At 65.8% G+C, this 23,012-nt stretch carries 24 protein-coding genes and 1 tRNA gene; all 25 read right to left on the bottom strand.

The annotated features are described in order from the left end of the window. Positions 1-9 precede the first annotated feature (9 nt). Positions 10-216: a 50S ribosomal protein L29 gene (gene rpmC / locus AC1DVI_RS01665; RefSeq protein WP_476956514.1), complete on the bottom strand. Its 207-nt coding sequence runs from the start codon at positions 214-216 to the stop codon at positions 10-12. Beyond that, positions 213-644, bottom strand: coding sequence for a 50S ribosomal protein L16 (gene rplP / locus AC1DVI_RS01660; protein ID WP_014241031.1), 432 nt, complete (start codon positions 642-644; stop codon positions 213-215). The genes rpmC and rplP overlap by 4 nt, the downstream gene beginning before the upstream one ends. 15 nt (positions 645-659) lie before the next feature. Beyond that, a complete protein-coding gene (gene rpsC, locus AC1DVI_RS01655; protein ID WP_014241032.1) occupies positions 660-1,436 on the bottom strand; it encodes a 30S ribosomal protein S3 in 777 nt (258 codons plus the stop codon). 1 nt (position 1,437) lies between these two features. Further along, entirely contained in the window at positions 1,438-1,833 is a 396-nt protein-coding gene (gene rplV / locus AC1DVI_RS01650; protein WP_014241033.1) for a 50S ribosomal protein L22, read from the bottom strand. Positions 1,834-1,836: 3 nt separating this feature from the next. After that, a complete protein-coding gene (gene rpsS / locus AC1DVI_RS01645; protein WP_014241034.1) occupies positions 1,837-2,115 on the bottom strand; it encodes a 30S ribosomal protein S19 in 279 nt (92 codons plus the stop codon). Positions 2,116-2,127: 12 nt separating this feature from the next. After that, positions 2,128-2,955, bottom strand: a complete 828-nt coding sequence (gene rplB, locus AC1DVI_RS01640) for a 50S ribosomal protein L2 (protein ID WP_145626349.1) — start codon at positions 2,953-2,955, stop codon at positions 2,128-2,130. A gap of 16 nt (positions 2,956-2,971) precedes the next feature. After that, positions 2,972-3,289, bottom strand: a complete 318-nt coding sequence (locus AC1DVI_RS01635; protein WP_035675048.1) for a 50S ribosomal protein L23 — start codon at positions 3,287-3,289, stop codon at positions 2,972-2,974. After that, positions 3,286-3,906 carry a 50S ribosomal protein L4 gene (gene rplD / locus AC1DVI_RS01630; RefSeq protein ID WP_149163194.1) on the bottom strand — a complete coding sequence of 207 codons (621 nt, stop codon included), beginning with the start codon at positions 3,904-3,906 and terminating at the stop codon, positions 3,286-3,288. The genes AC1DVI_RS01635 and rplD overlap by 4 nt, the downstream gene beginning before the upstream one ends. Before the next feature lie 5 nt (positions 3,907-3,911). Continuing rightward, entirely contained in the window at positions 3,912-4,622 is a 711-nt protein-coding gene (rplC, locus tag AC1DVI_RS01625; RefSeq protein WP_145626347.1) for a 50S ribosomal protein L3, read from the bottom strand. A gap of 60 nt (positions 4,623-4,682) precedes the next feature. After that, positions 4,683-4,991 carry a 30S ribosomal protein S10 gene (gene rpsJ / locus AC1DVI_RS01620; RefSeq protein ID WP_014241039.1) on the bottom strand — a complete coding sequence of 103 codons (309 nt, stop codon included), beginning with the start codon at positions 4,989-4,991 and terminating at the stop codon, positions 4,683-4,685. A 304-nt stretch (positions 4,992-5,295) separates the two neighbouring features. Continuing rightward, positions 5,296-6,486 (bottom strand): elongation factor Tu, encoded by a 1,191-nt coding sequence (gene tuf, locus AC1DVI_RS01615; RefSeq protein WP_035675071.1) that lies wholly within the window; start codon positions 6,484-6,486, stop codon positions 5,296-5,298. Positions 6,487-6,523: 37 nt separating this feature from the next. Further along, positions 6,524-8,602 (bottom strand): elongation factor G, encoded by a 2,079-nt coding sequence (gene fusA, locus AC1DVI_RS01610; RefSeq protein ID WP_476956513.1) that lies wholly within the window; start codon positions 8,600-8,602, stop codon positions 6,524-6,526. 26 nt (positions 8,603-8,628) lie between these two features. Next, on the bottom strand, positions 8,629-9,099 hold the full coding sequence (gene rpsG / locus AC1DVI_RS01605) for a 30S ribosomal protein S7 (RefSeq protein ID WP_014241043.1): 471 nt from the start codon (positions 9,097-9,099) through the stop codon (positions 8,629-8,631). Between the two features lie 12 nt (positions 9,100-9,111). Beyond that, the gene (gene rpsL, locus AC1DVI_RS01600; RefSeq protein ID WP_012973201.1) at positions 9,112-9,483 is read right to left on the bottom strand and encodes a 30S ribosomal protein S12; all 372 of its coding nucleotides are present in this window, start codon (positions 9,481-9,483) and stop codon (positions 9,112-9,114) included. A 319-nt stretch (positions 9,484-9,802) separates the two neighbouring features. Then, complete coding sequence (locus AC1DVI_RS01595; RefSeq protein WP_476956512.1) at positions 9,803-10,516, bottom strand: DJ-1/PfpI family protein; 714 nt, start codon at positions 10,514-10,516, stop codon at positions 9,803-9,805. A 126-nt stretch (positions 10,517-10,642) separates the two neighbouring features. Next, positions 10,643-14,812 (bottom strand): DNA-directed RNA polymerase subunit beta', encoded by a 4,170-nt coding sequence (gene rpoC / locus AC1DVI_RS01590; RefSeq protein WP_476956511.1) that lies wholly within the window; start codon positions 14,810-14,812, stop codon positions 10,643-10,645. A 100-nt stretch (positions 14,813-14,912) separates the two neighbouring features. Next, on the bottom strand, positions 14,913-19,106 hold the full coding sequence (rpoB, locus tag AC1DVI_RS01585; protein ID WP_476956510.1) for a DNA-directed RNA polymerase subunit beta: 4,194 nt from the start codon (positions 19,104-19,106) through the stop codon (positions 14,913-14,915). Between the two features lie 233 nt (positions 19,107-19,339). Then, a complete protein-coding gene (gene rplL, locus AC1DVI_RS01580; protein ID WP_035675064.1) occupies positions 19,340-19,714 on the bottom strand; it encodes a 50S ribosomal protein L7/L12 in 375 nt (124 codons plus the stop codon). Positions 19,715-19,771: 57 nt separating this feature from the next. Beyond that, positions 19,772-20,290, bottom strand: coding sequence for a 50S ribosomal protein L10 (rplJ, locus tag AC1DVI_RS01575; RefSeq protein ID WP_109469261.1), 519 nt, complete (start codon positions 20,288-20,290; stop codon positions 19,772-19,774). Between the two features lie 267 nt (positions 20,291-20,557). Then, complete coding sequence (gene rplA, locus AC1DVI_RS01570) at positions 20,558-21,259, bottom strand: 50S ribosomal protein L1 (RefSeq protein ID WP_035675066.1); 702 nt, start codon at positions 21,257-21,259, stop codon at positions 20,558-20,560. Between the two features lie 4 nt (positions 21,260-21,263). Further along, a complete protein-coding gene (rplK, locus tag AC1DVI_RS01565) occupies positions 21,264-21,698 on the bottom strand; it encodes a 50S ribosomal protein L11 (RefSeq protein WP_014241051.1) in 435 nt (144 codons plus the stop codon). Positions 21,699-21,832: 134 nt separating this feature from the next. Beyond that, positions 21,833-22,363 carry a transcription termination/antitermination protein NusG gene (nusG, locus tag AC1DVI_RS01560; protein ID WP_014241052.1) on the bottom strand — a complete coding sequence of 177 codons (531 nt, stop codon included), beginning with the start codon at positions 22,361-22,363 and terminating at the stop codon, positions 21,833-21,835. 5 nt (positions 22,364-22,368) lie between these two features. Further along, positions 22,369-22,566 carry a preprotein translocase subunit SecE gene (gene secE, locus AC1DVI_RS01555; protein ID WP_035675069.1) on the bottom strand — a complete coding sequence of 66 codons (198 nt, stop codon included), beginning with the start codon at positions 22,564-22,566 and terminating at the stop codon, positions 22,369-22,371. Between the two features lie 69 nt (positions 22,567-22,635). Beyond that, a tRNA-Trp gene (locus tag AC1DVI_RS01550) sits at positions 22,636-22,711 on the bottom strand. Positions 22,712-22,864: 153 nt separating this feature from the next. Beyond that, positions 22,865-23,012: EF-Tu C-terminal domain-related protein (locus AC1DVI_RS01545; protein WP_476956651.1), on the bottom strand; the 148-nt coding region annotated here is incomplete at its 5' end.

The raw sequence follows: 23,012 nt of genomic DNA, 5'->3' as shown, positions 1-23,012 counted from the left end.
TAGCCCTCCTTACTTGCCGGCTTCGGACGAGCGCGAACGCTCGCCGAGGATCGTCTTGATGCGCGCGATGTCGCGACGCACCACCTGCACCCGCGCGGTGTTCTCCAGCTGGCCGGAGGCCCGCTGGAAACGCAGGTTGAACTGTTCCTTCTTGAGCTGGAGGAGCTGATCGTTCAGCTCCTCGTTGCTCTTCGCACGAACGTCGACGGGCTTCATGCCGCCACCTCCTCACCGCCGCCGAGGCGGGTCACCAGCTTGGTCTTGATCGGCAGCTTGGCGGCCGCCAGGGCGAACGCCTGCTTTGCCACATCCGCGGGCACGCCGTCCAGCTCAAACAGGATGCGGCCGGGATGAACGCGGGCCGCCCAGTACTCGGGCGTGCCCTTGCCGGAACCCATGCGGACTTCGGCGGGCTTGGTGGAGACCGGCAGGTCCGGGAACACGCGGATCCACACGCGGCCCTGACGCTTCATGGCGCGGGTGATCGCGCGGCGGGCCGCCTCGATCTGACGGGCCGTGATGCGCTCCGGCTCCAGGGCCTTGAGGCCGAAGGAGCCGAAGTTCAGCTGGGTGCCGCCCTTCGCGTTGCCGTGGATGCGGCCCTTGTGGGCCTTGCGGTACTTGGTACGCTTCGGAGAAAGCATCGCTCGTGCCCCTTACTAGCGGTCGGCCCGCTCGGAGCGGTCACGGTCGCCGCGACCGCGGCCCCCACGCTCCTCACGGTCACCACGCTCGCGACGCTCGCGGCGCGGCTCGCCATCGGTCGACACCGGCTCGGTGCCCATGCGCTTGTCCTGGGCCATCGGGTCGTGCGCCATGATCTCGCCCTTGAAGACCCACACCTTGACACCGCAGGTGCCATAGGTGGTCTTAGCGGTCGCGGTGCCGTAGTCGATGTCCGCACGCAGGGTGTGCAGCGGAACGCGGCCCTCGCGGTACCACTCCAGGCGGGCGATCTCGGCACCGCCGAGACGACCGGAGCAGTTGATCCGGATGCCCTGGGCGCCCAGACGCATGGCCGACTGGACCGCGCGCTTCATGGCGCGGCGGAAGGCGACACGGCGCTCGAGCTGGTTGGAGATGTTCTCGGCGATGAGCTTGGCATCGATCTCCGGCTTGCGGATCTCGATGATGTTCAGGCTCACCTCGCCGCCGGCCATCTTCGACAGCTCGGTGCGCAGCTTCTCGATGTCCGCGCCCTTCTTGCCGATCACCACGCCCGGACGGGCCGAGTGGATGGTGACGCGGGCCTTCTTGGCCGGACGCTCGATGATGACGCGCGAACAGCCGGCCTGCTGCAGGCGGCCCTGCAGATAGCCGCGCAGCTTCAGGTCCTGGTGCAGCAGGTTGGCGTAGTCGCGCTTGGCGAACCAACGGCTGTCCCAGGTCCGGTTGATGCCGAGGCGCAGCCCGATCGGATTGACTTTCTGACCCATCTTACTCGGCCCCTTCGGCAGCGGCGGCGTCGCGCTCACGCACGATGATCGTCAGGTTGGAGAACAGCTTCTCGACCCGCGCGCCGCGCCCACGGGCGCGGGCGTGGAAGCGCTTCATCACCAGGGCGCGGCCGACCGTCGCCGAGGAGACGTAGAGGCGGTCCACATCGAGCTGATGGTTGTTCTCGGCGTTGGCGATCGCGGCCTGGAGGACCTTCTTCACCTCGCCGGCGATGCGGCGCTTGGAGAAGGTCAGCTCGGCCACGGCGCTGCTGGCATCCTTGTTCCGGATGAGCTGGGCGACGAGGTTCAGCTTGCGCGGGCTGGTGCGGATCATCGGATTGGAGGCGATCGCCTCGTTCTCCGCGATACGGCTGGGGTTGGAGGGCTTGCCCATGGCTTACTTCCTCTTCGCCTTCTTGTCCGCCGCGTGCCCGTAGAAGGTGCGCGTCGGAGCGAACTCACCGAACTTGTGGCCGATCATGTTCTCGGTCACCAGAACCGGCAGGAACTTGTGGCCATTGTACACGCCGAACGTGAGACCCACGAACTGCGGCAGGATCGTCGAACGACGCGACCAGATCTTGATGATCTCGTTGCGGCCCGAAGCCCGCGACTTGTCCGCCTTCTTGAGCAGGTAGCCGTCGACGAACGGGCCCTTCCAAACGGAGCGTGCCATCGTCCGCCCTCCTTACTTCGAATGACGGCGGCGCAGGATCAGGCCATCCGTCTTCTTGTTGTGACGAGTCTTCTTGCCCTTGGTCGGCTTGCCCCACGGCGTGACCGGATGACGGCCCCCCGAGGTGCGGCCTTCACCACCACCGTGCGGGTGGTCGATCGGGTTCATGGCGACACCACGGACGGACGGACGGATGCCCAGCCAACGGCTGCGACCGGCCTTGCCCTTGTTGGTGTTCATGTTGTCCGGGTTCGACACGGCACCCAGGGTGGCCATGCAGTCGCCGCGGACCACGCGAAGCTCGCCCGAGGGCAGCTTCAGCTGGGCGTACCCGCCGTCGCGGCCGACCAGCTGCAGGTAGGTGCCGGCCGAACGGGCCAGCTGACCACCCTTGCCGGGCTTCAGCTCGACGTTGTGCAGCACGGAACCGACCGGGATGTTCTTCAGCGGCATGGCGTTGCCGGGCTTCACATCCACCTTCTCGCCGGCCACCACCGTGTCGCCCACCTTCAGGCGCTGCGGCGCCAGGATGTAGGAGAGGGTGCCGTCCTCATACTTGATGAGGGCGATGAAGGCCGTGCGGTTCGGATCGTACTCCAGGCGCTCGACGACCGCCGGAACGTTGAACTTGCGGCGCTTGAAGTCCACCAGACGGTAGACGCGCTTGTGACCGCCACCCATCCGGCGCGCGGTGATGCGGCCGGTGTTGTTGCGGCCGCCGGACTTGGTCAGGCCCTCGGTGAGGGTCTTGACCGGCTTGCCCTTCCACAGCTCCGAGCGGTCGACGATGACCAGCTGGCGGAGCGACGGCGTAATTGGGCGATATTGCTTCAGAGCCATCGGATCACACTCCCGCTCAGATGCCCGTGGTCACGTCGATCTTGTTCCCCTCGGCGAGGGTCACGACGGCCTTCTTGAAGTCCGAGCGACGGCCGATGGTCCCGCGGAAGCGCTTGGTCTTGCCCTTGGTAACCAGGGTGTTGACCGCCGTCACCTTCACGTTGAACAGCCCCTCGACAGCCGACTTGATCTCCGGCTTGGTCGCCGACAGCGGCACGCGGAACGTCACCTGATTGTGCTCCGACGCCATCGTCGACTTCTCGGTGATCACCGGAGCCAGGATGAGGTCGTACATCCGCTCCTGGCTCACCGCAGGTTTCGACTGCTTGCTCATTTCAGGCGAGCCTCCAGCTGCTCGACCGCGTTGCGGGTCAGGACCAGCGTATCGCGGCGAAGAATGTCGTAGACGTTGGCGCCCTGCTCCGGCAGCACGTCGATCAGCGGGATGTTGCGCGAGGCCCGAGCGAAGTTCTCGTTCAGGTTGGCGCCATCGATGATCAGAGCCGAGGTCAGGCCGAGCGAAGCGAGACGGACAGCCAGTTCCTTGGTCTTGTGGCTCTCAGCCGAAGCGGCGTCGAGGACCAGGAGCTTGCCTTCCGCGGCCTTGGTGGACAGCGCGGTCTTCAGGGCCAGCTTGCGGACCTTCTTGGTCAGGTCGTGCTCGTGCGAACGGACGACCGGGCCGAAGATGGTCGCGCCGCCACGGAACTGGGCGGAGCGCAGGGAGCCCTGACGGGCGCGGCCGGTGCCCTTCTGGCGGTACGGCTTCTTGCCGGTGCCGGAAATCTCGCTGACCGTCTTGGTCTTGTGGTTACCGGCGCGGCGCTTGGCCAGCTGCCAGTTGACCATGCGGGCCAGGATGTCCGTGCGGGACGGAAGGCCGAAGATCTCGTCAGCCAGCTCGATCTCGCCGACGGTCTCGTTGTTCAGGTTCTTAATGGTCGCCTTCATGGCCATCACTCCTGCGGCTCGGCGGCGGCTTCAGCGGCCGGCGCAGCCTTGATCCCGGCGGGGAACGGCAGACCTTCCGGAGCCTTCTTCTTCACCGCGTCGCGGATGCGGAGCCAAGCCCCCTCGGCGCCCGGAACGGCACCCTTGAGGAAGATCAGACCGCGGTCCTCATCGACCGACACGACCTTCAGGTTCAGAACCGTGACCTTCTCGTCGCCGAGATGACCGGCCATCTTCTTGTTCTTGAAGACCTTGCCGGGGTCCTGGCGGTTACCCGTCGAACCGTGCGAGCGGTGCGACACCGACACGCCGTGCGTCGCGCGCAGACCACCGAAGTTCCAGCGCTTCATCGCACCGGCGAAGCCCTTACCGATGGAAGTGCCGGTGACGTCGACGAACTGGCCCGGGAGGAAATGCGCAGCCGAGAGCTCGGCGCCGACCTCGATCAGCGCGTCTGCATCGACGCGGAACTCGACCAGCTTGCGCTTGGGCTCGACGCGCGCCTTGGCGAAATGCCCGCGCTGCGGCTTCGTGACGTTCTTCACCTTGATGGCGCCTGCGCCGAGCTGGACGGCGGTGTAGCCATCCTTGTCCTCGGTGCGGACGGCGACGACCTGGCAGCTGTCGACTTTCAGCACAGTCACCGGCACGTGCTGCCCGTCGTCCGTGAAGACGCGGGTCATGCCGACTTTCTGCGCGATCAAACCGGATCGCATTGTTCTTTATCTCCTGACCAGGGACATCCTCAGAGGGAGAGGTCCCTCAACAGCAACGAATTAGAGCTTGATCTCGACGTCCACACCGGCAGCGAGGTCGAGCTTCATCAGCGCGTCCACCGTCTGCGGCGTCGGATCGACGATGTCGAGCAGACGCTTGTGGGTGCGGATTTCGAACTGCTCGCGCGACTTCTTGTCGACGTGCGGCGAGCGGTTCACCGTAAACTTCTCGATCTGCGTCGGCAGCGGGATCGGGCCCCGCACCCGAGCACCGGTCCGCTTGGCGGTGTTGACGATCTCGCTGGTCGACTGGTCGAGCACGCGATGATCGAACGCCTTCAAGCGGATGCGGATGTTCTGGCTGTCCATGTCCAAACGTCCCTTGCACCTCGTTTCGGTGGCGCGACTGCGCCACCGGCACCCAAAAACTGTCCCCCGGGGACCCGCGGCGGCAGGCGAACCTGCGCCGGCTCACCGAAGCGGTGGGCGGCGGTTCGTCTGTCCGATCTGACGGCCGATACGAAAAAGAACATCCCCCGCATCGCAATGCGGATGGATGTTCCTGGCAGCAACCGGTGCAAGTGGAGCTTGCGGTGCCGTTCGTGATCGGGCTGCGTCTAGGCCGGACGTGCCTACTACCAACCCAAATTCCAGAGGGCGTAACGTGTATGCCTTACTTGATGATCGAGGCGACGACGCCGGCGCCGACGGTGCGGCCACCCTCGCGGATGGCGAAGCGCAGACCCTCGTCCATGGCGATCGGAGCGATCAGCTCGACTTCCATGGAGATGTTGTCGCCCGGCATCACCATCTCGGTGCCTTCCGGCAGCTTCACCATGCCCGTCACGTCGGTCGTGCGGAAGTAGAACTGCGGACGGTAGTTGGTGAAGAACGGCGTGTGACGGCCACCCTCTTCCTTCGTCAGGATGTAGGCCTCGGCCTTGAAGGTGGTGTGCGGCGTGATGCTGCCCGGCTTGGCCAGAACCTGGCCGCGCTCGACGTCCTCACGCTTGGTGCCGCGCAGCAGCGCGCCGATGTTGTCGCCGGCCTCACCCGAGTCGAGCAGCTTGCGGAACATCTCGACGCCGGTCACGGTGGTCTTGACCGTCGCCTTCAGGCCGACGATCTCRACTTCCTCGCCGACCTTGACGATGCCGCGCTCGACGCGGCCGGTCACCACGGTGCCGCGGCCCGAGATCGAGAACACGTCCTCGATCGGCATCAGGAACGGACGGTCCTTCGGACGCTCCGGCTGCGGGATGTACTGGTCGACCTCGGCCATCAGCTTGAGGATGGCGTCACGGCCGATCTCCGGCGAACGGTCCTCCAGAGCGCACAGCGCCGAGCCCTTGACGATCGGAATGTCGTCGCCCGGGAACTGGTAGGAGGACAGCAGCTCGCGCACCTCCATCTCGACCAGCTCGAGCAGCTCCGGATCGTCGACCATGTCGACCTTGTTCATGAACACCACCAGCGCCGGCACGCCGACCTGGCGGGCCAGCAGGATGTGCTCGCGCGTCTGCGGCATCGGGCCGTCGGCGGCCGACACGACCAGGATCGCGCCGTCCATCTGCGCGGCGCCCGTGATCATGTTCTTCACGTAGTCGGCGTGRCCCGGGCAATCGACGTGGGCGTAGTGGCGGTTGGTCGTCTCGTACTCGACGTGCGCCGTCGAGATCGTGATGCCACGGGCCTTCTCTTCCGGCGCCTTGTCGATCTGGTCATAGGCGGTGAAGGTCGCGCCGCCGCTCTCGGCCAGCACCTTCGTGATCGCCGCCGTCAGCGACGTCTTGCCGTGGTCGACGTGGCCGATCGTGCCGATGTTGCAGTGCGGCTTGTTCCGCTCGAACTTTGCCTTCGCCATGGTGTGTGCTCTCCGTCTCTTTGTCGTTCCAGCGGTTTCAGGCCATCCTGGCGCGGATGGTCTCCGCAATCGTCTGCGGCACCGGCTCGTGGTGGTCGAACTGCATCGTGTACTGCGCGCGCCCCTGACTCATCGAGCGCAGGGTGTTCACATAACCGAACATCGATGCCAGCGGAACCATCGCCAGGATCGAGCGGGCGTTGCCGCGCTGGTCCATGGCGGTGATCTGGCCGCGGCGGCTGTTCAGGTCCCCGATGATGTCGCCCATGTAGTCTTCGGGCGTCACCACCTCAACCCTCATGATCGGCTCCAGAAGCATCGGGCCGGCCTTCTGCATGCCCTCGCGGAAGGCCGCGCGGGTCGCGATTTCGAAGGCTAGCACCGAGGAGTCGACGTCGTGGAAGGCGCCGTCGACCAGCGCGACCTTGAGGTCGATCACTGGGAAGCCGGCCACCACACCGGCATGCAGCGAGGCGTCCAGCCCCTTCTGCACGCCCGGTATGAACTCCTTGGGCACCGCACCGCCGACGACCTTGTTCTGGAAGACAAAGCCGCTGCTGGCGGGCTGCGGCTCGAAGACCAGCTTGACGCGGGCGAACTGGCCGGTGCCTCCGGTCTGCTTCTTGTGGGTGTAGTCGATCTCGGCGGTCCTGGTGATGGTCTCGCGGTACGCCACCTGCGGCGCGCCGACGTTCGCATCCACCTTGAACTCCCGCTTCATGCGGTCGACGATGATTTCCAGATGCAGTTCGCCCATGCCCTTGATGATCGTCTGACCGCTCTCATGGTCGACGGCCACGCGGAAGGACGGGTCCTCCTGGGCGAGGCGGGACAGCGCCATGCTCATCTTCTCCTGGTCGGCCTTGGACTTCGGCTCGACGGCCACCTCGATGACCGGTTCCGGAAACTCCATCCGTTCCAGGACGATGGGCTTGGCGGGATCGCACAACGTATCGCCGGTCGTCGTGCTCTTCAGCGCGGTGAAGGCGACGATGTCGCCGGCGTAGGCCTCGTCGATCTCCTCCCGGCTGTTGGCGTGCATCAGCAGCATACGGCCGACGCGCTCCTTCTCGTCCTTGCCGGGATTGAGCACGGCGGTGCCGGAGGCGACGGTGCCGGAATAGACGCGCACGAAGGTCAGCGACCCGACGAAAGGGTCGTTCATGATCTTGAAGGCGAGCGCGGAGAAGGGAGCGGCGTCGTCCGGTGCCCGCTCGTCCGTCTCGGGGCCGCCGACGCGGTGTCCTCTGACCGCCCCGACATCCACCGGGGCCGGCAGATAGTCAACCACGGCGTCCAGCATCGGCTGGATGCCCTTGTTCTTGAAAGCGGAACCGCAGAGGACCGGCACGAAGCGCAGGCCGATGGTGCCCCTACGGATGCAGGCCTTGAGCGTGTCCTCGGACGGCTCCTGACCGGACTCGAGATAGGCCTCCATGGCCGCGTCGTCGAGTTCCAGGACGGCGTCGAGCAACGCCTGGCGATGGCGCGCGGCGGCGTCCCTCAGGGCGTCGGGAATGTCGGTGTAATAGAACTCGGCACCCAGCGTCTCTTCTTTCCAGACGATGGCGCGCATGGCGACCAGATCGACGACGCCGACGAAACTGGCCTCGGACCCGATCGGAATCTGGAGAACGAGTGGGAAGGCTCCCAGCCGTTCCTTCATCATGGCGACGCAGCGGAAGAAGTCCGCGCCGGTGCGGTCGAGCTTGTTGACGAAACACATGCGGGGCACGCCGTACTTGTCGGCCTGCCGCCACACGGTCTCGGACTGAGGCTCCACCCCCGCAACGGAGTCGAACACCGCAACCGCACCGTCGAGCACGCGCAAGCTGCGTTCGACTTCAATGGTGAAGTCGACGTGGCCGGGCGTGTCGATGATGTTGATACGGTGATCGCGCCAGAAGCAGGTCGTGGCCGCGGAGGTGATGGTGATGCCCCGTTCCTGTTCCTGCTCCATCCAATCCATCACCGCGGTGCCCTCGTGCACCTCGCCGATTTTGTACGACTTTCCAGTGTAGTACAAAATCCGTTCGGTGGTCGTGGTCTTCCCGGCATCGATGTGAGCCATGATGCCAATGTTGCGATAACGGTTCAGAGGATGGGAACGGGGCATGACAAGCACCTGGGCCGGTGGGTGCCTTACCAGCGGTAGTGCGAGAAGGCCTTGTTGGCTTCCGCCATACGATGGGTGTCTTCGCGCTTCTTCACGGCGGTGCCACGCTGGTTGGCGGCATCCAGCAGCTCACCCGACAGACGCTCGGTCATGGTGTTTTCCGAGCGGGCGCGGGCGGCGCCGATGAGCCAGCGGATGGCCAGGGCCTGGGCGCGGTCCGTGCGGACCTCGACCGGAACCTGATAGGTGGCGCCACCGACGCGACGCGAACGCACTTCGAGGTGCGGCTTCACGTTCAGCAGGGCGTCGTGGAAGACCTGAACGGGCTCGTTCTTGGTCTTGGCCTCGATGCGGCTGAGCGCGCCGTAGACGATGCGCTCGGCGGCGGACTTCTTGCCGTCCAGCATCAGGCAGTTCATGAACTTGGTCAGGACGCGGTCGCCATACTTGGCGTCCGGCAGGACCTCACGCTTCTCGGCGCGACGACGACGGGACATCGTGAATACTCCTTACTTCGGACGCTTCGCGCCGTACTTCGAACGACGCTGCTTACGGTCCTTCACGCCCTGGGTATCGAGCGTGCCGCGGATGATGTGGTAGCGAACGCCGGGAAGATCCTTCACACGGCCGCCGCGGATCATAACCACCGAGTGTTCCTGGAGGTTATGGCCTTCACCGGGGATGTAGGAGGTCACTTCGAAGCCGTTCGTCAGGCGAACGCGGGCGACCTTACGCAGAGCCGAGTTCGGCTTCTTCGGCGTGGTCGTGTAGACGCGGGTGCAGACGCCACGCTTCTGCGGGCACGCCTCCATCGCGGGAACCTTATTGCGCGCGGCCAAGGGCTCGCGCGGCTTACGGATCAACTGGTTGATCGTCGGCATATCTGCCTTTCATCCCTTCAGGTCACTCGGCCGGCGGAGCCGGACCGATTGGAAAATCGCCCGGCGATGCCGGACGATGCAAAAGCCCGCCTGCGAAGCCTGAAGGGCTTCGAGCGGGCCCAATGATCGAACGCCGCCGGATCGGTCCGAAGAGGACCTGTCGTTTGGCTATGTCGCTTGGGTTCAGCCGGATGCCGGGTGGGATGGACGGAAGACCTTCCCGGGGCTCCTTTTGAAGTTCGCGGACTATATGGGTCCGGCGGGAACCCGTCAAGCGCGCAGATGACCGTTTGTCGTGCGTTTCGACGACGTTTCTGCGTCATCCGGAGGGGGCCGACCGGCGGCGGCGCAACGCCTCGGCGCCCGCCTCCACCGCGGCAGCCCGCGCGTCGAGCATCGGGCGCATCCGGGCGAGAAGATCGGCCGTCACTCCCTCCCCCGCCGCTTCCGGCGTACCTGCGTCGAAGGGCGGCTTCGGATCGTATTCAATGGAGAGCTGGATGAGCTTCGCGGCCGGTTCACCGAACAGCTCGGCGACGATGCGCAGCGCCACGTCGATTCCCGCGGTCACGCCGCCGCCGGTGAACAACGTGCCGTCCACGACCACGCGCTCCGCCACCGGCGTGGCGCCGAAGGCGGCGAGGAAGTGGCGGGAGGCCCAGTGCGTGCCCGCCCGCTTGCCCTCCAGCAGCCCGGCGGCGCCGAGCACCAGGGAGCCGGTGCAGATTCCGGAGAGATAGCGGGCGGCGGACGCCCGCTCCGCCAGGAAGGTCAGGACTTCCTCGTCGGTCAGCAGCGCGTTGATGCCGCCACCGCCGGGCACCAGAAGGAGGTCGAGCGGCGGAGCCCCGGCCAGGGTCCCCGTGGGAAGGATGGTCAGGCCGGTGTCGGAGCGCACCGGATCGAGCGTTTTCCACAGCAGATGGACCTGGGCGCCGGGCACGCGGGCCAGCACTTCGTAGGGACCGGTGAGGTCGAGCTGCGTGACGTTGGGAAACAGCAGCAGGCCGAAGCTGGGTGCGTTCTCGGTCATCGTGGACGCTCCGATGCGTGGAGAGGACGATCTTAGACCCGGCGGCACAAACGAGAAAGGGGCGCGTCCCCTGCGGAACGCGCCCCCTGCCCTACCCTACACGCCGAAGCGTCGGACCCCGAACCCTCAGGCCGCGGTGCTCTCGCCCGGGTGCGGCAGGGCCGGAGCCTCGCCGTCGCCGGTCTCGCCCTCCGCCAGGGCGCGGTCGCGCTCGGCGGCGATCTGCTTCAGGCGGTTGACGACCGAGCCCGTGCCCGCCGGGATCAGGCGGCCGACGATCACGTTCTCCTTCAGGCCTTCCAGGTTGTCGGTCTTGCCCGACACCGCCGCCTCGGTGAGGACGCGGGTGGTTTCCTGGAACGACGCGGCGGAGATGAAGGACCGGGTCTGCAGCGACGCCTTGGTGATGCCCTGCAGGACCGGGTGGCCGGCGGCCGGCTTCAGCCCCTCGCCGACGGTCTTCTCGTTCTCCTCGTCGAACTCCTGACGGTCGACCTGCTCGCCCACCAGGAAGGTGGTCTCGCCGGCGTCGGTGATCTCGACCTTCTGCAGCATCTGGCGGACGATCACCTCGATGTGCTTGTCGTTGATCTTCACGCCCTGCAGTCGATAGACGTCCTGGATCTCGTTGATGAGGTAGTTGGCCAGAGCCTCCACGCCCATCACCGACAGGATGTCGTGCGGCACCGGGTTGCCGTCCATCAGCAGGTCGCCGCGCTGGACATAGTCACCCTCCTGCACGGAGATGTGCTTGCCCTTCGGGATCAGATACTCGCGCTCGTCCCCCGACTCGTCGTTGCGGACGACGATGCGGCGCTTGGTCTTGTAGTCCTTGCCGAACTCGACGCGGCCGTCGAGGTCCGAAATGATCGCGAAGTCCTTCGGACGGCGCGCCTCGAACAGCTCGGCCACGCGCGGCAGACCGCCCGTGATGTCGCGGGTCTTGGACGACTCGCGCGGGATACGCGCCAGCACGTCGCCGGCCCGGACATGGGCGCCGTTCTCGACCGAGAGAATGGCATCCACCGACATGAAGTAGCGGGCTTCCAGACCGTTGGCGAGCGTGATGATCTCGCCCCGCTCGTCGCGCAGCGTGATGCGCGGCTTCAGATCCGCACCGCGCGGCTGCTGACGCCAGTCCACCACGACCTTGGACGAGATGCCGGTCGCCTCGTCCATCACCTCGCGCATGGAGATGCCTTCCACGAGGTCCACATAGTGGGCGGTACCCTCGCGCTCGGTGATGATCGGCAGGGTGTAGGGGTCCCACTCGGCCAGCTTCTGGCCGCGCTCGACCTTCACGCCCTCGTCCGCCAACAGCTTCGCACCGTACGGAACGCGGTGACGCGCCCGCTCGCGGCCCTGCTCGTCGAGCAGGATCACCTCGGTGCTGCGGCCCATGACCACCGGGATGTTGGACGAGTTGATGACGACGTTGCGGTTGTGGATCCGCACCGTGGCATCGAACGCCGCCTCCACCTGGCTCTGCTCCGCACCGCGCTGCGCCGCGCCACCGATGTGGAACGTGCGCATGGTGAGCTGCGTGCCCGGCTCGCCGATCGACTGGGCGGCGATGACGCCGACGGCCTCGCCGACGTTGACCAGCGTGCCGCGGGCCAGATCACGGCCGTAGCACTTGGCGCAGACGCCGTCCTTGGTCTCGCAGGTCAGGACCGAACGGATCATGACGCTGTCGATGCCCGACCGCTCGATGCGGTCCACCGTGGGCTCGTCGATCAGGCCGGCGTTCGGCACGATCAGCTCGCCGTTCAGCGGGTCGATCAGGTCACCGACCACCGTGCGGCCGAGGATGCGGTCGCCCAGCGGGGAGATGACCTCGCCGCCGTCGATGACGGCCTTGACGGTGATGCCCTTGTCGGTGCCGCAATCGACCTCGACGATGATGGCGTCCTGGGCCACGTCGACGAGACGACGGGTCAGGTAACCGGAGTTCGCCGTCTTCAAGGCGGTGTCGGCCAGACCCTTGCGGGCGCCGTGGGTGGAGTTGAAGTACTCCAGCACGGTCAGGCCTTCCTTGAAGTTCGAGATGATCGGCGTCTCGATGATCTCGCCCGACGGCTTGGCCATCAGGCCGCGCATGCCCGCCAGCTGGCGGATCTGGGCGGCCGAGCCACGCGCACCGGAATGGGCCATCATGTAGACCGAGTTCACCGGCTTGCCGGGGGCGGTGTCGGAGATGACCTTCATCATCTCCGTCGCAACCTTCTCGGTGCATTCCGACCAGACGTCGACGACCTTGTTGTACTTCTCGCCCTGGGTGATCAGACCGTCGAGATACTGCTGCTCGAACTCCTTCACCCGCTCCTTGCTGTCGTTGACCAGCTTCTTCTTCGCCTCGGGGATGACCATGTCATCCTTGCCGAAGGAGATGCCGGCGCGGCAGGCGTGGCCGAAGCCGAGCTTCATCAGGCGGTCGGCGAAGATCACCGTCTCCTTCTGACCGCAATGGCGGTAGACGGCGTCGATGACGTTGCCGACGTCCTTCTTGGTCAGCAGGCGGTTGATCAGCGAGAAGGGCACCGCCGGGTTGCGCGGCAGGATCTCGGACAGCAGCATGCGGCCCGGGGTCGTCTCAACGATGGAGATCTTCTCGTCGCCGTTCTCGTCCACGCCCTTGTAGCGCGCCTTCACCTTGGCGTGCAGCGTCACGACCTTGGCGTCCAGCGCCTGCTCGATCTCGCCGACGTTGGCGAAGGTCATGCCCTCGCCCTTCTCGCCCGGCCGGTCCATCGTGATGTAGTAGAGACCCAGCACGATGTCCTGCGACGGCACGATGATCGGCTTGCCGTTGGCGGGCGACAGGATGTTGTTGGTCGACATCATCAGAACGCGCGCTTCCAGCTGGGCCTCGAGGCTCAGCGGGACGTGCACGGCCATCTGGTCACCGTCGAAGTCCGCGTTGAAGGCGGTGCAGACCAGCGGGTGGAGCTGGATCGCCTTGCCTTCGATCAGCGTCGGCTCGAAGGCCTGGATGCCCAGGCGGTGCAGCGTCGGGGCGCGGTTCAGCATCACCGGATGCTCGCGGATGACCTCCTCGAGGATGTCCCACACCTCGGGACGCTCCTTCTCGACCATCCGCTTGGCGGCCTTGATGGTCGAGGCGAGGCCGTACAGCTCCAGCTTCGCGTAGATGAAGGGCTTGAACAGCTCAAGCGCCATCTTCTTCGGCAGGCCGCACTGGTGCAGCTTCAGCTCCGGACCGACCACGATGACCGAACGGCCCGAGTAGTCGACGCGCTTGCCGAGCAGGTTCTGACGGAAGCGGCCCTGCTTGCCCTTCAGCATGTCGGACAGCGACTTCAGCGGACGCTTGTTGGCGCCGGTGATGACGCGGCCGCGGCGGCCGTTGTCGAACAGCGCGTCGACGGCCTCCTGCAGCATGCGCTTCTCGTTGCGGACGATGATGTCCGGCGCCTTCAGCTCGATCAGCCGCTTCAGGCGGTTGTTGCGGTTGATGACGCGGCGGTACAGGTCGTTCAGGTCGGAGGTCGCGAAGCGGCCGCCGTCCAGCGGGACGAGCGGGCGCAGCTCCGGCGGGATCACCGGAATGACTTCCAGGATCATCCATTCCGGACGCGACTGCGACGACAGGAAGGCGTCGATCAGCTTCAGGCGCTTCACGAGCTTCTTGCGCTTGGCCTCGGACGAGGTGTCCCGCAGTTCCTCGCGGCAGGTCTTCTTCTCCTCCTCCATGTCGAGCGCCGACAGCATGATGCGCAGCGCCTCGGCACCGATGGAGGCGGTGAAGGCGTCCTCGCCGTACTCGTCCTGGGCGGAGACGAACTCCTCCTCGCTGAGAAGCTGGTGCAGCTTCAGCGGGGTCAGGCCCGGCTCGATGACGACGTAGTTTTCGAAATAGAGGATGCGCTCCAGATCCTTCAGGGTCATGTCGAGCAGCAGGCCGATGCGGCTCGGCAGGGACTTCAGGAACCAGATGTGAGCGACCGGCGAGGCCAGCTCGATGTGGCCCATGCGCTCGCGCCGGACCTTCGACAGCGTCACCTCGACGCCGCACTTCTCGCAGATGATGCCGCGGTACTTCATGCGCTTGTACTTGCCGCACAAGCACTCGTAGTCCTTGATCGGGCCGAAGATGCGGGCGCAGAACAGGCCGTCGCGCTCAGGCTTGAAAGTGCGATAGTTGATGGTTTCCGGCTTCTTGATCTCGCCGAACGACCAGGACCGGATGCGCTCGGGGCTCGCGATCTGGATGCGGATCTGATCGAAGCTCTGGGGACCCTGGACCTGGCCGAAAATGTTCATCAACTCGTTCATGACCGTCTCCCGCTGGCAGCGCCGCGTTGTCGGTTAAGGGCAGTTCCCGCCGGAAGGGGCCAAGATGGCCCCTCCTCCGGCGGGTTCAAGTCTCTTGGGCTCAGTACGACCGCTGGTTCAGCTCGACGTTCAGGCCCAGGGAGCGCAGCTCCTTGACCAGAACGTTGAAGGACTCAGGGATGCCCGCCTCGAAGTTGTCGTCGCCGCGGACGATCGCCTCGTAGACCTTGGTGCGGCCGGACACGTCGTCCGACTTGACCGTGAGCATTTCCTGCAGCGTGTAGGCGGCGCCGTAGGCTTCGAGCGCCCACACTTCCATCTCACCGAACCGCTGCCCGCCGAACTGGGCCTTACCGCCGAGCGGCTGCTGGGTGACCAGCGAGTAGGGACCGATCGAGCGCGCGTGGATCTTGTCGTCCACCAGGTGGTGCAGCTTCAGCATGTAGATGTAGCCGACGGTCACCTTGCGGTCGAAGGCCTCGCCGGTGCGGCCGTCGATCAGGGTGACCTGACCGGAGCGGTCCAGACCCGCCTTCTCGAGCTGCTGGCAGATGTCTTCCTCGCGCGCGCCGTCGAAGACCGGCGTGGCGAAGGGGACGCCCTTGCGCAGGTTGCCGCCCAACTCCAGCAGCTCGCCCTCGGTCATGTCGGCGATCTGGTCGTCGTAGACCTTCTGGCCGTAGGCTTCCTTCAGCGTGATGCGCAGCCCGTCCATGGTCTGGGCGGCGTCGCCGCGGCCCTTCATGGCGAGACGGTACTGGTCGATGGCGCGGCCGATCTGCTTGCCGAGGCCGGCCGACGCCCAGCCCAGATGGGTCTCGAGGATCTGACCGATGTTCATGCGCGACGGCACGCCCAGCGGGTTCAGAACCAGATCGACCGGCTGGCCGTCCTCCAGATAGGGCATGTCCTCCTGCGGCAGGATGCGGGAGACCACACCCTTGTTGCCGTGGCGGCCGGCCATCTTGTCGCCCGGCTGCAGCTTGCGCTTCACCGCGACGAAGACCTTGACCATCTTCATCACGCCCGGCGGCAGCTCGTCGCCGCGCTGCAGCTTCTCGACCTTGTTCTCGAAGCGGTTCTGCAGCGCCTGGATCGAGTCGTCGAAGACCTTGCCCAGGCTCTCCACCGTCTCCATCACCTGCTCGTCGGCGATGGAGATCTGGCGCCACTGGCCCTTGGTCAGGTTCGCCAGTTCGGCATCGGTGAGCACCGTGCCGGCCCGCATGCCCTTCGGCCCGGACTGGGCGGTCTGGCCGAGGATGACCTCCTTCAGGCGGGTGTAGAAGCTGCGCTCCAGGATCGCGCGCTCATCGTCGCGGTCCTTGGCCAGCTTCTCGATCTCGGCGCGCTCGATCGCCAGGGCGCGCTCGTCCTTGTCGACGCCGCGGCGGCTGAAGACGCGGACCTCGACGATCGTCCCGGCGACGCCCGGCGGCAGACGCAGCGAGGTGTCGCGGACGTCGGACGCCTTCTCGCCGAAGATGGCGCGCAGCAGCTTCTCTTCCGGCGTCATCGGGCTCTCGCCCTTCGGCGTCACCTTGCCGACCAGGATGTCGCCCGGACGGACCTCGGCGCCGATGTAGACGATGCCGGCCTCGTCGAGGTTCTTGAGGGCTTCCTCACCGACGTTCGGAATGTCGCGGGTGATTTCCTCCTGGCCCAGCTTGGTGTCGCGGGCCATGACCTCGAACTCCTCGATGTGGATCGAGGTGAAGACGTCGTCCTTGACGATGCGCTCGTTGATGAGGATCGAGTCCTCGAAGTTGTAGCCGTTCCACGGCATGAAGGCGACGAGCACGTTGCGGCCCAGCGCCAGCTCGCCCAGCTCCGTCGAGGGGCCGTCGGCGATGATGTCGCCGGCCGCCACGCGGTCGCCCACCTTCACCAGCGGACGCTGGGTGATGCAGGTGTTTTGGTTGGAACGCTGGAACTTCAGCAGGTTGTAGATGTCCACGCCCGGCGCCGTGGCGTCGGACGAGTCGGTCGCCCGGACCACGATGCGGGTCGCGTCGATCTGGTCGACGATGCCCTTGCGCTTGGCGACGATGGTCACGCCGCTATCGCGGGCCACCGTGGCCTCCATGCCCGTGCCGACCAGCGGCGCGTCGGCCTTGACCAGCGGCACCGCCTGGCGCTGCATGTTCGAGCCCATCAGCGCGCGGTTCGCGTCGTCGTTCTCGAGGAACGGGATCAGCGCCGCGGCGACGGAGACGAGCTGCTTCGGCGACACGTCGATCAGGTCGATGGCCTCCGGGCGGAACATCAGGTATTCGCCGCCCTGCCGGCACGACACGAGGTCGGCGGCGAAGCGGTTGTTCGCGTCCAGTTCGGCGTTCGCCTGGGCGACGACGTAGCGGCCCTCCTCCATGGCGGAGAGGTAGACCACCTCGTCGGTGACGATGCTGTCGCGCACCTTGCGGTACGGGCTCTCGATGAAGCCGTACTGGTTCACGCGGGCGTAGGTCGCCAGCGAGTTGATCAGACCGATGTTCGGGCCTTCGGGCGTCTCAATCGGGCAGATGCGGCCGTAGTGCGTCGGGTGCACGTCGCGCACCTCGAAGCCGGCGCGCTCGCGGGTCAGACCGCCCGGGCCGAGGGCCGAGAGACGACGCTTGTGCGTGATCTCGGACAGCGGGTTGGTCTGGTCCATGAACTGCGAGAGCTGCGACGAGCCGAAGAACTCGCGCACGGCGGCGGCGGCCGGCTTGGCATTGATCAGGTCGTGCGGCATGACCGTGTCGATCTCGACCGAACTCATGCGCTCGCGGATCGCACGCTCCATGCGCAGCAGGCCGACGCGATACTGGTTCTCCATCAGCTCGCCGACCGAGCGGACGCGGCGGTTGCCGAGATGGTCGATGTCGTCGATCTCGCCGCGCCCGTCCTTCAGGTTCACCAGAACCTTGAGGATCGACATGATGTCCTGCTTGCGCAGGACGCGGACGCTGTCCTCGGTCTGGAAGTTCAGGCGCGCGTTCATCTTGACGCGGCCAACGGCCGACAGGTCGTAGCGCTCGCTGTCGAAGAACAGGCCGGCGAACAGCGCCTCGGCCGACTCCAGGGTCGGCGGCTCGCCCGGACGCATGACGCGGTAGATGTCGATCAGCGCGTCCTCGCGGGACGCGTTGCGGTCGGCCGCCATCGTGTTGCGGATGTAGGCGCCGACGTTGAGGTGGTCGATCGCCAGCACCGGCAGCTCGTCGACGCCGGCCTTCTCGAGCTTGTCGAGGTCGCTCGCCGACAATTCGTCACCGGCTTCGAACAGGACTTCGCCGGTCCGCTCGTTGATGATGTCGACGGCGAGGTAGCGGCCGGTCAGCTCCTCGGTGGAGACGAGCTGCTCGGCGAGGCCGCCCTCGACCAGCTTCTTGATCAGGCGCGGCGTCATCTTGGTGCCGGCCTCGGCGACGACCTGGCCGGAGGCCGCGTCCACGAGGTCGGAGGCGACCTTCACGCCCTTCATGCGGTCGGCGTTGAAGGGGGTCTTCCAGCCGCCCGACGCGCGGGTGTAGGTGATGGTGTCGTAGAAGAAATTGAGGATTTCTTCCTTCGCCATGCCCTGCGCCTCGTAGGGCAGCAGGTCCTTCTTCTGAGCCTTCCGCTCGGCGCGCAGCGCCTCGGTTTCCGCGCCGTCCAGAGCGAACAGCAGCGTGGTGGCCGGCAGCTTGCGGCGGCGGTCGATGCGCACGTAGACGAGGTCCTTGGCGTCGAACTCGAAGTCCAGCCAAGAGCCGCGGTACGGGATCACGCGGGCGGCGAAGAGATACTTGCCCGACGAGTGGGTCTTGCCCTTGTCATGGTCGAAGAAGACGCCCGGGCTGCGGTGCATCTGCGAGACGATGACGCGCTCGGTGCCGTTGATGATGAAGGTGCCGTTGGCCGTCATCAGGGGCATGTCGCCCATGTAGACGTCCTGCTCCTTGATGTCGCGGATCGAGCGCAGGCCCGTGTCCTCTTCGACGTCGAAGACGGAGAGGCGCAGGGTCACCTTCAGCGGGGCGGCGAAGGTCATGCCGCGCTGCTGGCACTCCTCGACGTCATACTTGGGCTGCTCAAGCTCGTACTTCACGAAGTCGAGGACGGCGCGGTCGGAGAAGTCCTTGATCGGGAACACCGACCGGAACACCTCCTGCAGACCCAGGTTGGCCCGCTTCTCCGGCGGGACGTCCATTTGCAGGAAGTGGTCGTAGGAGCTGCGCTGCACCTCGATGAGGTTGGGCATCTGGGTGACTTCCGGGATGCGCCCGAAGCTCTTCCGAACACGCTTTCGACCCGTAAAGGATTTGGCCATGGATGTCCCCAAACGTCAGAATCGTGAGTACGCTCGACCAGAAGCACGCGAACCAGGGTGCTCGCCGCGACGCGGCGATGATCGCGCGGCCCGCCCCTTATGCAGGGACGGAAAGAGCCGGACCGGGAAACCCGGTCCGGTGGAAGGCAGAAAACGCCGTGCGGCGGCAGGCCCCCTCGGGGACCAGCCGCCGTCCGGCGTGGATATGTCTTATCCGTCGCAGCAAGACGGTCTTACTTAATATCGACCTTGGCGCCGGCCTCTTCAAGCTGCTTCTTGATCTTGGCGGCCTCGTCCTTCGACACGGCCTCCTTGACGGGCTTCGGGGCGCCTTCGACCAGGTCCTTGGCTTCCTTCAGGCCCAGGCCGGTGATGGCGCGGACTTCCTTGATCACGTTGATCTTCTTGTCGCCGGCGTCGGCGAGGATCACGTTGAACTCGGTCTGCTCTTCGACCGGGGCGGCGGCGGCGGCCGGACCGGCGGCGGCAACGGCCACCGGAGCGGCGGCGGAGACGCCCCACTTCTCTTCCAGCAGCTTCGACAGCTCGGCGGCCTCGATGACGGTCAGGGCCGAGAGATCGTCGACCAGCTTCTGCAGATCAGCCATTTTAATGCTCCAACAACTCGATGTTCTGGGATGGGTAGACAGCTAGACGGGTGCGGCTCAGGCCGCCTCGTCCTTCTTCGCGTAGGCCGCCAGCACTCGGGCGACCTGGCCGCCCGGAGCCTGGAGAACACCGGCGATGCGGGTCGCCGGGGTCTGGATCATGCCCACGAGCTTGGCGCGCAGTTCGTCCAGCGACGGGAGCGTGGCCAGAGCCTTCACTCCCTCCACGTCGAGGATCTGGTCGCCGAGAGCGGCACCGACGATCTTCAGCTTCTCGTTGGTCTTCGCGTAGTCGGCCACCACCTTGGCGGCCGCGACGGGATCCTTCGAGTAAGCGATCGCGGTCGGTCCCTTGAAGAGACCGTCCAGACCTTCGAACTGCGTGCCCTGAAGGGCGCGGCGGGCGAGCCGGTTCTTCGTCACCTTGAAGCTCGCGCCCGCGGCCCGAATCTTGCCACGCAGGTCGGTGACTTCCGCCACCGTCAGGCCCAGATGGTGGGTGACCACCACCAGGCCCGTGTCCTGGAGCTTCGACTGCAGGTCCGCGATCGTCGCTTCTTTTTGTGTACGATCCACGGATCGCCTCCTTGCACAGAGGTTTACGAGGGACCCCTTCCCTTGCGGTCGGGAGCCCCGGCGAACCTGTCCCAGAAGTTCGAGCCGTTCCTGAACCGCGGGCAAGCCCGCGTGGTTAACGGTTCAACTCCTGTCTGCTCTGGCGGGTTTAAGCCCTTGCCTCCGGGGGAGGCGCAGGCACCAGCGGTCTTGGACAGGGTGGGCATCCCCGCAGGGACACCCGATCGCCGCCGGCCCCGAGGGAACCGGCGGCGAAACTCAGGTCACTCAGGCCGTGGCGGCCAGAGTGGACAGATCGAGCTTCAGGCCCGGGCCCATCGTCGAGGACAGCGAGACCTTCAGCAGGTACTGGCCCTTGGCACCGGTCGGCTTGGCGCGGGTGATGGCATCCACGAAGGCGCGGATGTTCTGCACCAGAGCCTCTTCCGAGAAGCTGGCCTTGCCGACGCCGGCATGCACGATGCCGGTCTTCTCGGCGCGGAACTCCACGGCGCCGGCCTTGGCGGCCTTGACGGCGCCAGCCACGTCGGGGGTAACGGTGCCCAGCTTCGGGTTCGGCATCAGGCCGCGCGGGCCGAGAACCTTACCGAGCTTGCCGACGACGCCCATCATGTCCGGGGACGCGATGCAGCGGTCGAAGTCGATGTTGCCGGCCAGGATCTTCTCGGCCAGATCGTCGGCGCCGACGATGTCCGCCCCGGCGGCCAGGGCGTCGTCCGCCTTGGTGCCCTTGGCGAACACGGCGACGCGCACGGTCTTGCCGGTGCCGTTCGGCAGGTTAACCACGCCGCGGACCATCTGGTCGGCGTGACGCGGATCGATGCCCAGGTTCATGGCGATTTCGATGGTCTCATCGAACTTCGCCTTGGGCAGGCCCTTGATCAGGGAGACGGCGCCCTCCAGCGAGTAGAGCGCCTCGCGGTCGACCTTCTTGTAGGAATCGGTCAGTCGCTTGCCGAGCTTCGCCATGGGATCAGCCCTCCACCACTTCGAGGCCCATCGAGCGGGCGGAACCAGCGATCATGCTCGCGGCCGCCTCGACGTCGTGGGCGTTCAGGTCCTTCATCTTCTTCTCAGCGATGTCACGAATCTGGGTCTTCGTGATCTTGCCGGCGAAAGCGCCCTTGCCGGTGGTCTGCGAGCCCTTGTCGATGCCAGCGGCCTTCTTCAGGAAGTAGCTGACCGGCGGGGTCTTCGTGACGAAGGTGAAGGTACGGTCGCCGTAGGCGGTGATGACCACCGGGATCGGCATGCCGACTTCGAGATCCTGCGTCTTGGCGTTGAACGCCTTGCAGAACTCCATGATGTTCAGGCCGCGCTGACCGAGCGCCGGGCCGATGGGCGGCGACGGATTCGCCTTGCCGGCCGGAACCTGCAGCTTGATGAAGCCGACGATTTTCTTTGCCATGTCACAACCTCCAGATACGACGCCTCGGTACGCTGACGGGCGTCGCGGGGCTTTGCGGTGCGGCTATGGCGGGCCTTCCGCAGCAGAAAGGAGCACGTGACTGTTCATCACGTGCCCCGGGAAAACTGTTAACCTCAGACCTTCTCGACCTGGGTGTATTCCAGCTCGACCGGCGTGGAGCGGCCGAAGATCGACACCGCCACCTTGAGGCGGGCCTTCTCCTCGTCGACTTCCTCGACGGTGCCGTTGAAGGAGGTGAAGGGGCCGTCGCTCACACGAACCTGCTCGCCCACCTCGAAGGTGATCGAGGGCTTGGGGCGCTCAAAGCCTTCCTGCACCTGATGGATGATCCGCTCGGCTTCGCGCTGGCTGATCGGCTGCGGCTTGCCGCCACCGCCCAGGAAGCCGGTGACCTTCGGCGTGTTCTTCACGAGATGCCAGGACTCGTCCGTCAAATCCATCTTGATGAGGACGTAGCCGGGGAAGAACTTCCGCTCGGTGTTGATCTTGGAACCCCGGCGCACTTCGACCACTTCCTCGGTCGGCACCAGGATTTCTTCGAACTTGTCTTCCAGACCCTTCTGAGCCGCCTTCTCGCGGATGGCCTGGGAAACCTTCTTTTCGAAGCCCGAATAGACGTGAACGACGTACCAGCGCGCGGCCATGGCGATCAGGCTCCCAGCCCAAGGATCATACGGACGGCGAAGGCCAGCACCTGATCCACGACGAGGAAGAACAGCGAAGCCAGCACCACCATGACGAACACCATGGCGGTCGTCACGCCGGTTTCCTTGCGGGTCGGCCAGGTGACCTTGGCCACCTCGCGGCGGACGTCGCGCGCGAATTCTGCGGGGTTCACTTTAGCCATCGTAGACCGTGCGGGCTCCGGTGCGACGTGTAGGGCGCGGTCAGCGACCCGTTCTTGTTCGGTACGGCGTGGCAGGAGTGGAGGGGCTCGAACCCCCAGCCCCCGGTTTTGGAGACCGGTGCTCTACCAATTGAGCTACACTCCTATCGCCGCAGGCTCTACCCCCGGCGGGGAGCGGAGCTTATAGCGCATAGCCGCGTGGCTTGCTAGCCTTTTTATCGGCCGGCACGCCGAAATCGACAGGGATCAATCCCGCCGCCGAACCACGGAGGAACGGCGGCAGGATCGACTCCTCAACTTACTTGATGATCGAGGCGACGACGCCGGCGCCGACGGTGCGGCCACCCTCGCGGATGGCGAAGCGCAGACCCTCGTCCATGGCGATCGGAGCGATCAGCTCGACTTCCATGGAGATGTTGTCGCCCGGCATCACCATCTCGGTGCCT

It is taken from the genome of Azospirillum sp. P4_B5, from assembly GCF_056402275.1.
This window is presented reverse-complemented; position numbering and strand designations above follow the sequence as displayed.

Coding starts and splice junctions, on each gene's coding strand:
- rplC (WP_145626347.1), bottom strand. CDS start 4,622: ATGCGATCCGGTTTGATCGCGCAGAAAGTCGGCATGACCCGCGTCTTC.
- AC1DVI_RS01635 (WP_035675048.1), bottom strand. CDS start 3,289: ATGAGCAAGCAGTCGAAACCTGCGGTGAGCCAGGAGCGGATGTACGAC.
- rpsS (WP_014241034.1), bottom strand. CDS start 2,115: ATGGCACGCTCCGTTTGGAAGGGCCCGTTCGTCGACGGCTACCTGCTC.
- fusA (WP_476956513.1), bottom strand. CDS start 8,602: ATGCCCCGTTCCCATCCTCTGAACCGTTATCGCAACATTGGCATCATG.
- rplD (WP_149163194.1), bottom strand. CDS start 3,906: ATGAAGGCGACCATTAAGAACCTGAACAACGAGACCGTCGGCGAGATC.
- rpoB (WP_476956510.1), bottom strand. CDS start 19,106: ATGGCCAAATCCTTTACGGGTCGAAAGCGTGTTCGGAAGAGCTTCGGG.
- rpsG (WP_014241043.1), bottom strand. CDS start 9,099: ATGTCCCGTCGTCGTCGCGCCGAGAAGCGTGAGGTCCTGCCGGACGCC.
- rplL (WP_035675064.1), bottom strand. CDS start 19,714: ATGGCTGATCTGCAGAAGCTGGTCGACGATCTCTCGGCCCTGACCGTC.
- rpsC (WP_014241032.1), bottom strand. CDS start 1,436: ATGGGTCAGAAAGTCAATCCGATCGGGCTGCGCCTCGGCATCAACCGG.
- rpsL (WP_012973201.1), bottom strand. CDS start 9,483: ATGCCGACGATCAACCAGTTGATCCGTAAGCCGCGCGAGCCCTTGGCC.
- rplA (WP_035675066.1), bottom strand. CDS start 21,259: ATGGCGAAGCTCGGCAAGCGACTGACCGATTCCTACAAGAAGGTCGAC.
- rplP (WP_014241031.1), bottom strand. CDS start 644: ATGCTTTCTCCGAAGCGTACCAAGTACCGCAAGGCCCACAAGGGCCGC.
- rpoC (WP_476956511.1), bottom strand. CDS start 14,812: ATGAACGAGTTGATGAACATTTTCGGCCAGGTCCAGGGTCCCCAGAGC.
- rplK (WP_014241051.1), bottom strand. CDS start 21,698: ATGGCAAAGAAAATCGTCGGCTTCATCAAGCTGCAGGTTCCGGCCGGC.
- rplV (WP_014241033.1), bottom strand. CDS start 1,833: ATGGGCAAGCCCTCCAACCCCAGCCGTATCGCGGAGAACGAGGCGATC.
- AC1DVI_RS01595 (WP_476956512.1), bottom strand. CDS start 10,516: ATGACCGAGAACGCACCCAGCTTCGGCCTGCTGCTGTTTCCCAACGTC.
- secE (WP_035675069.1), bottom strand. CDS start 22,566: ATGGCTAAAGTGAACCCCGCAGAATTCGCGCGCGACGTCCGCCGCGAG.
- rplB (WP_145626349.1), bottom strand. CDS start 2,955: ATGGCTCTGAAGCAATATCGCCCAATTACGCCGTCGCTCCGCCAGCTG.
- nusG (WP_014241052.1), bottom strand. CDS start 22,363: ATGGCCGCGCGCTGGTACGTCGTTCACGTCTATTCGGGCTTCGAAAAG.
- rpmC (WP_476956514.1), bottom strand. CDS start 216: ATGAAGCCCGTCGACGTTCGTGCGAAGAGCAACGAGGAGCTGAACGAT.
- rpsJ (WP_014241039.1), bottom strand. CDS start 4,991: ATGGACAGCCAGAACATCCGCATCCGCTTGAAGGCGTTCGATCATCGC.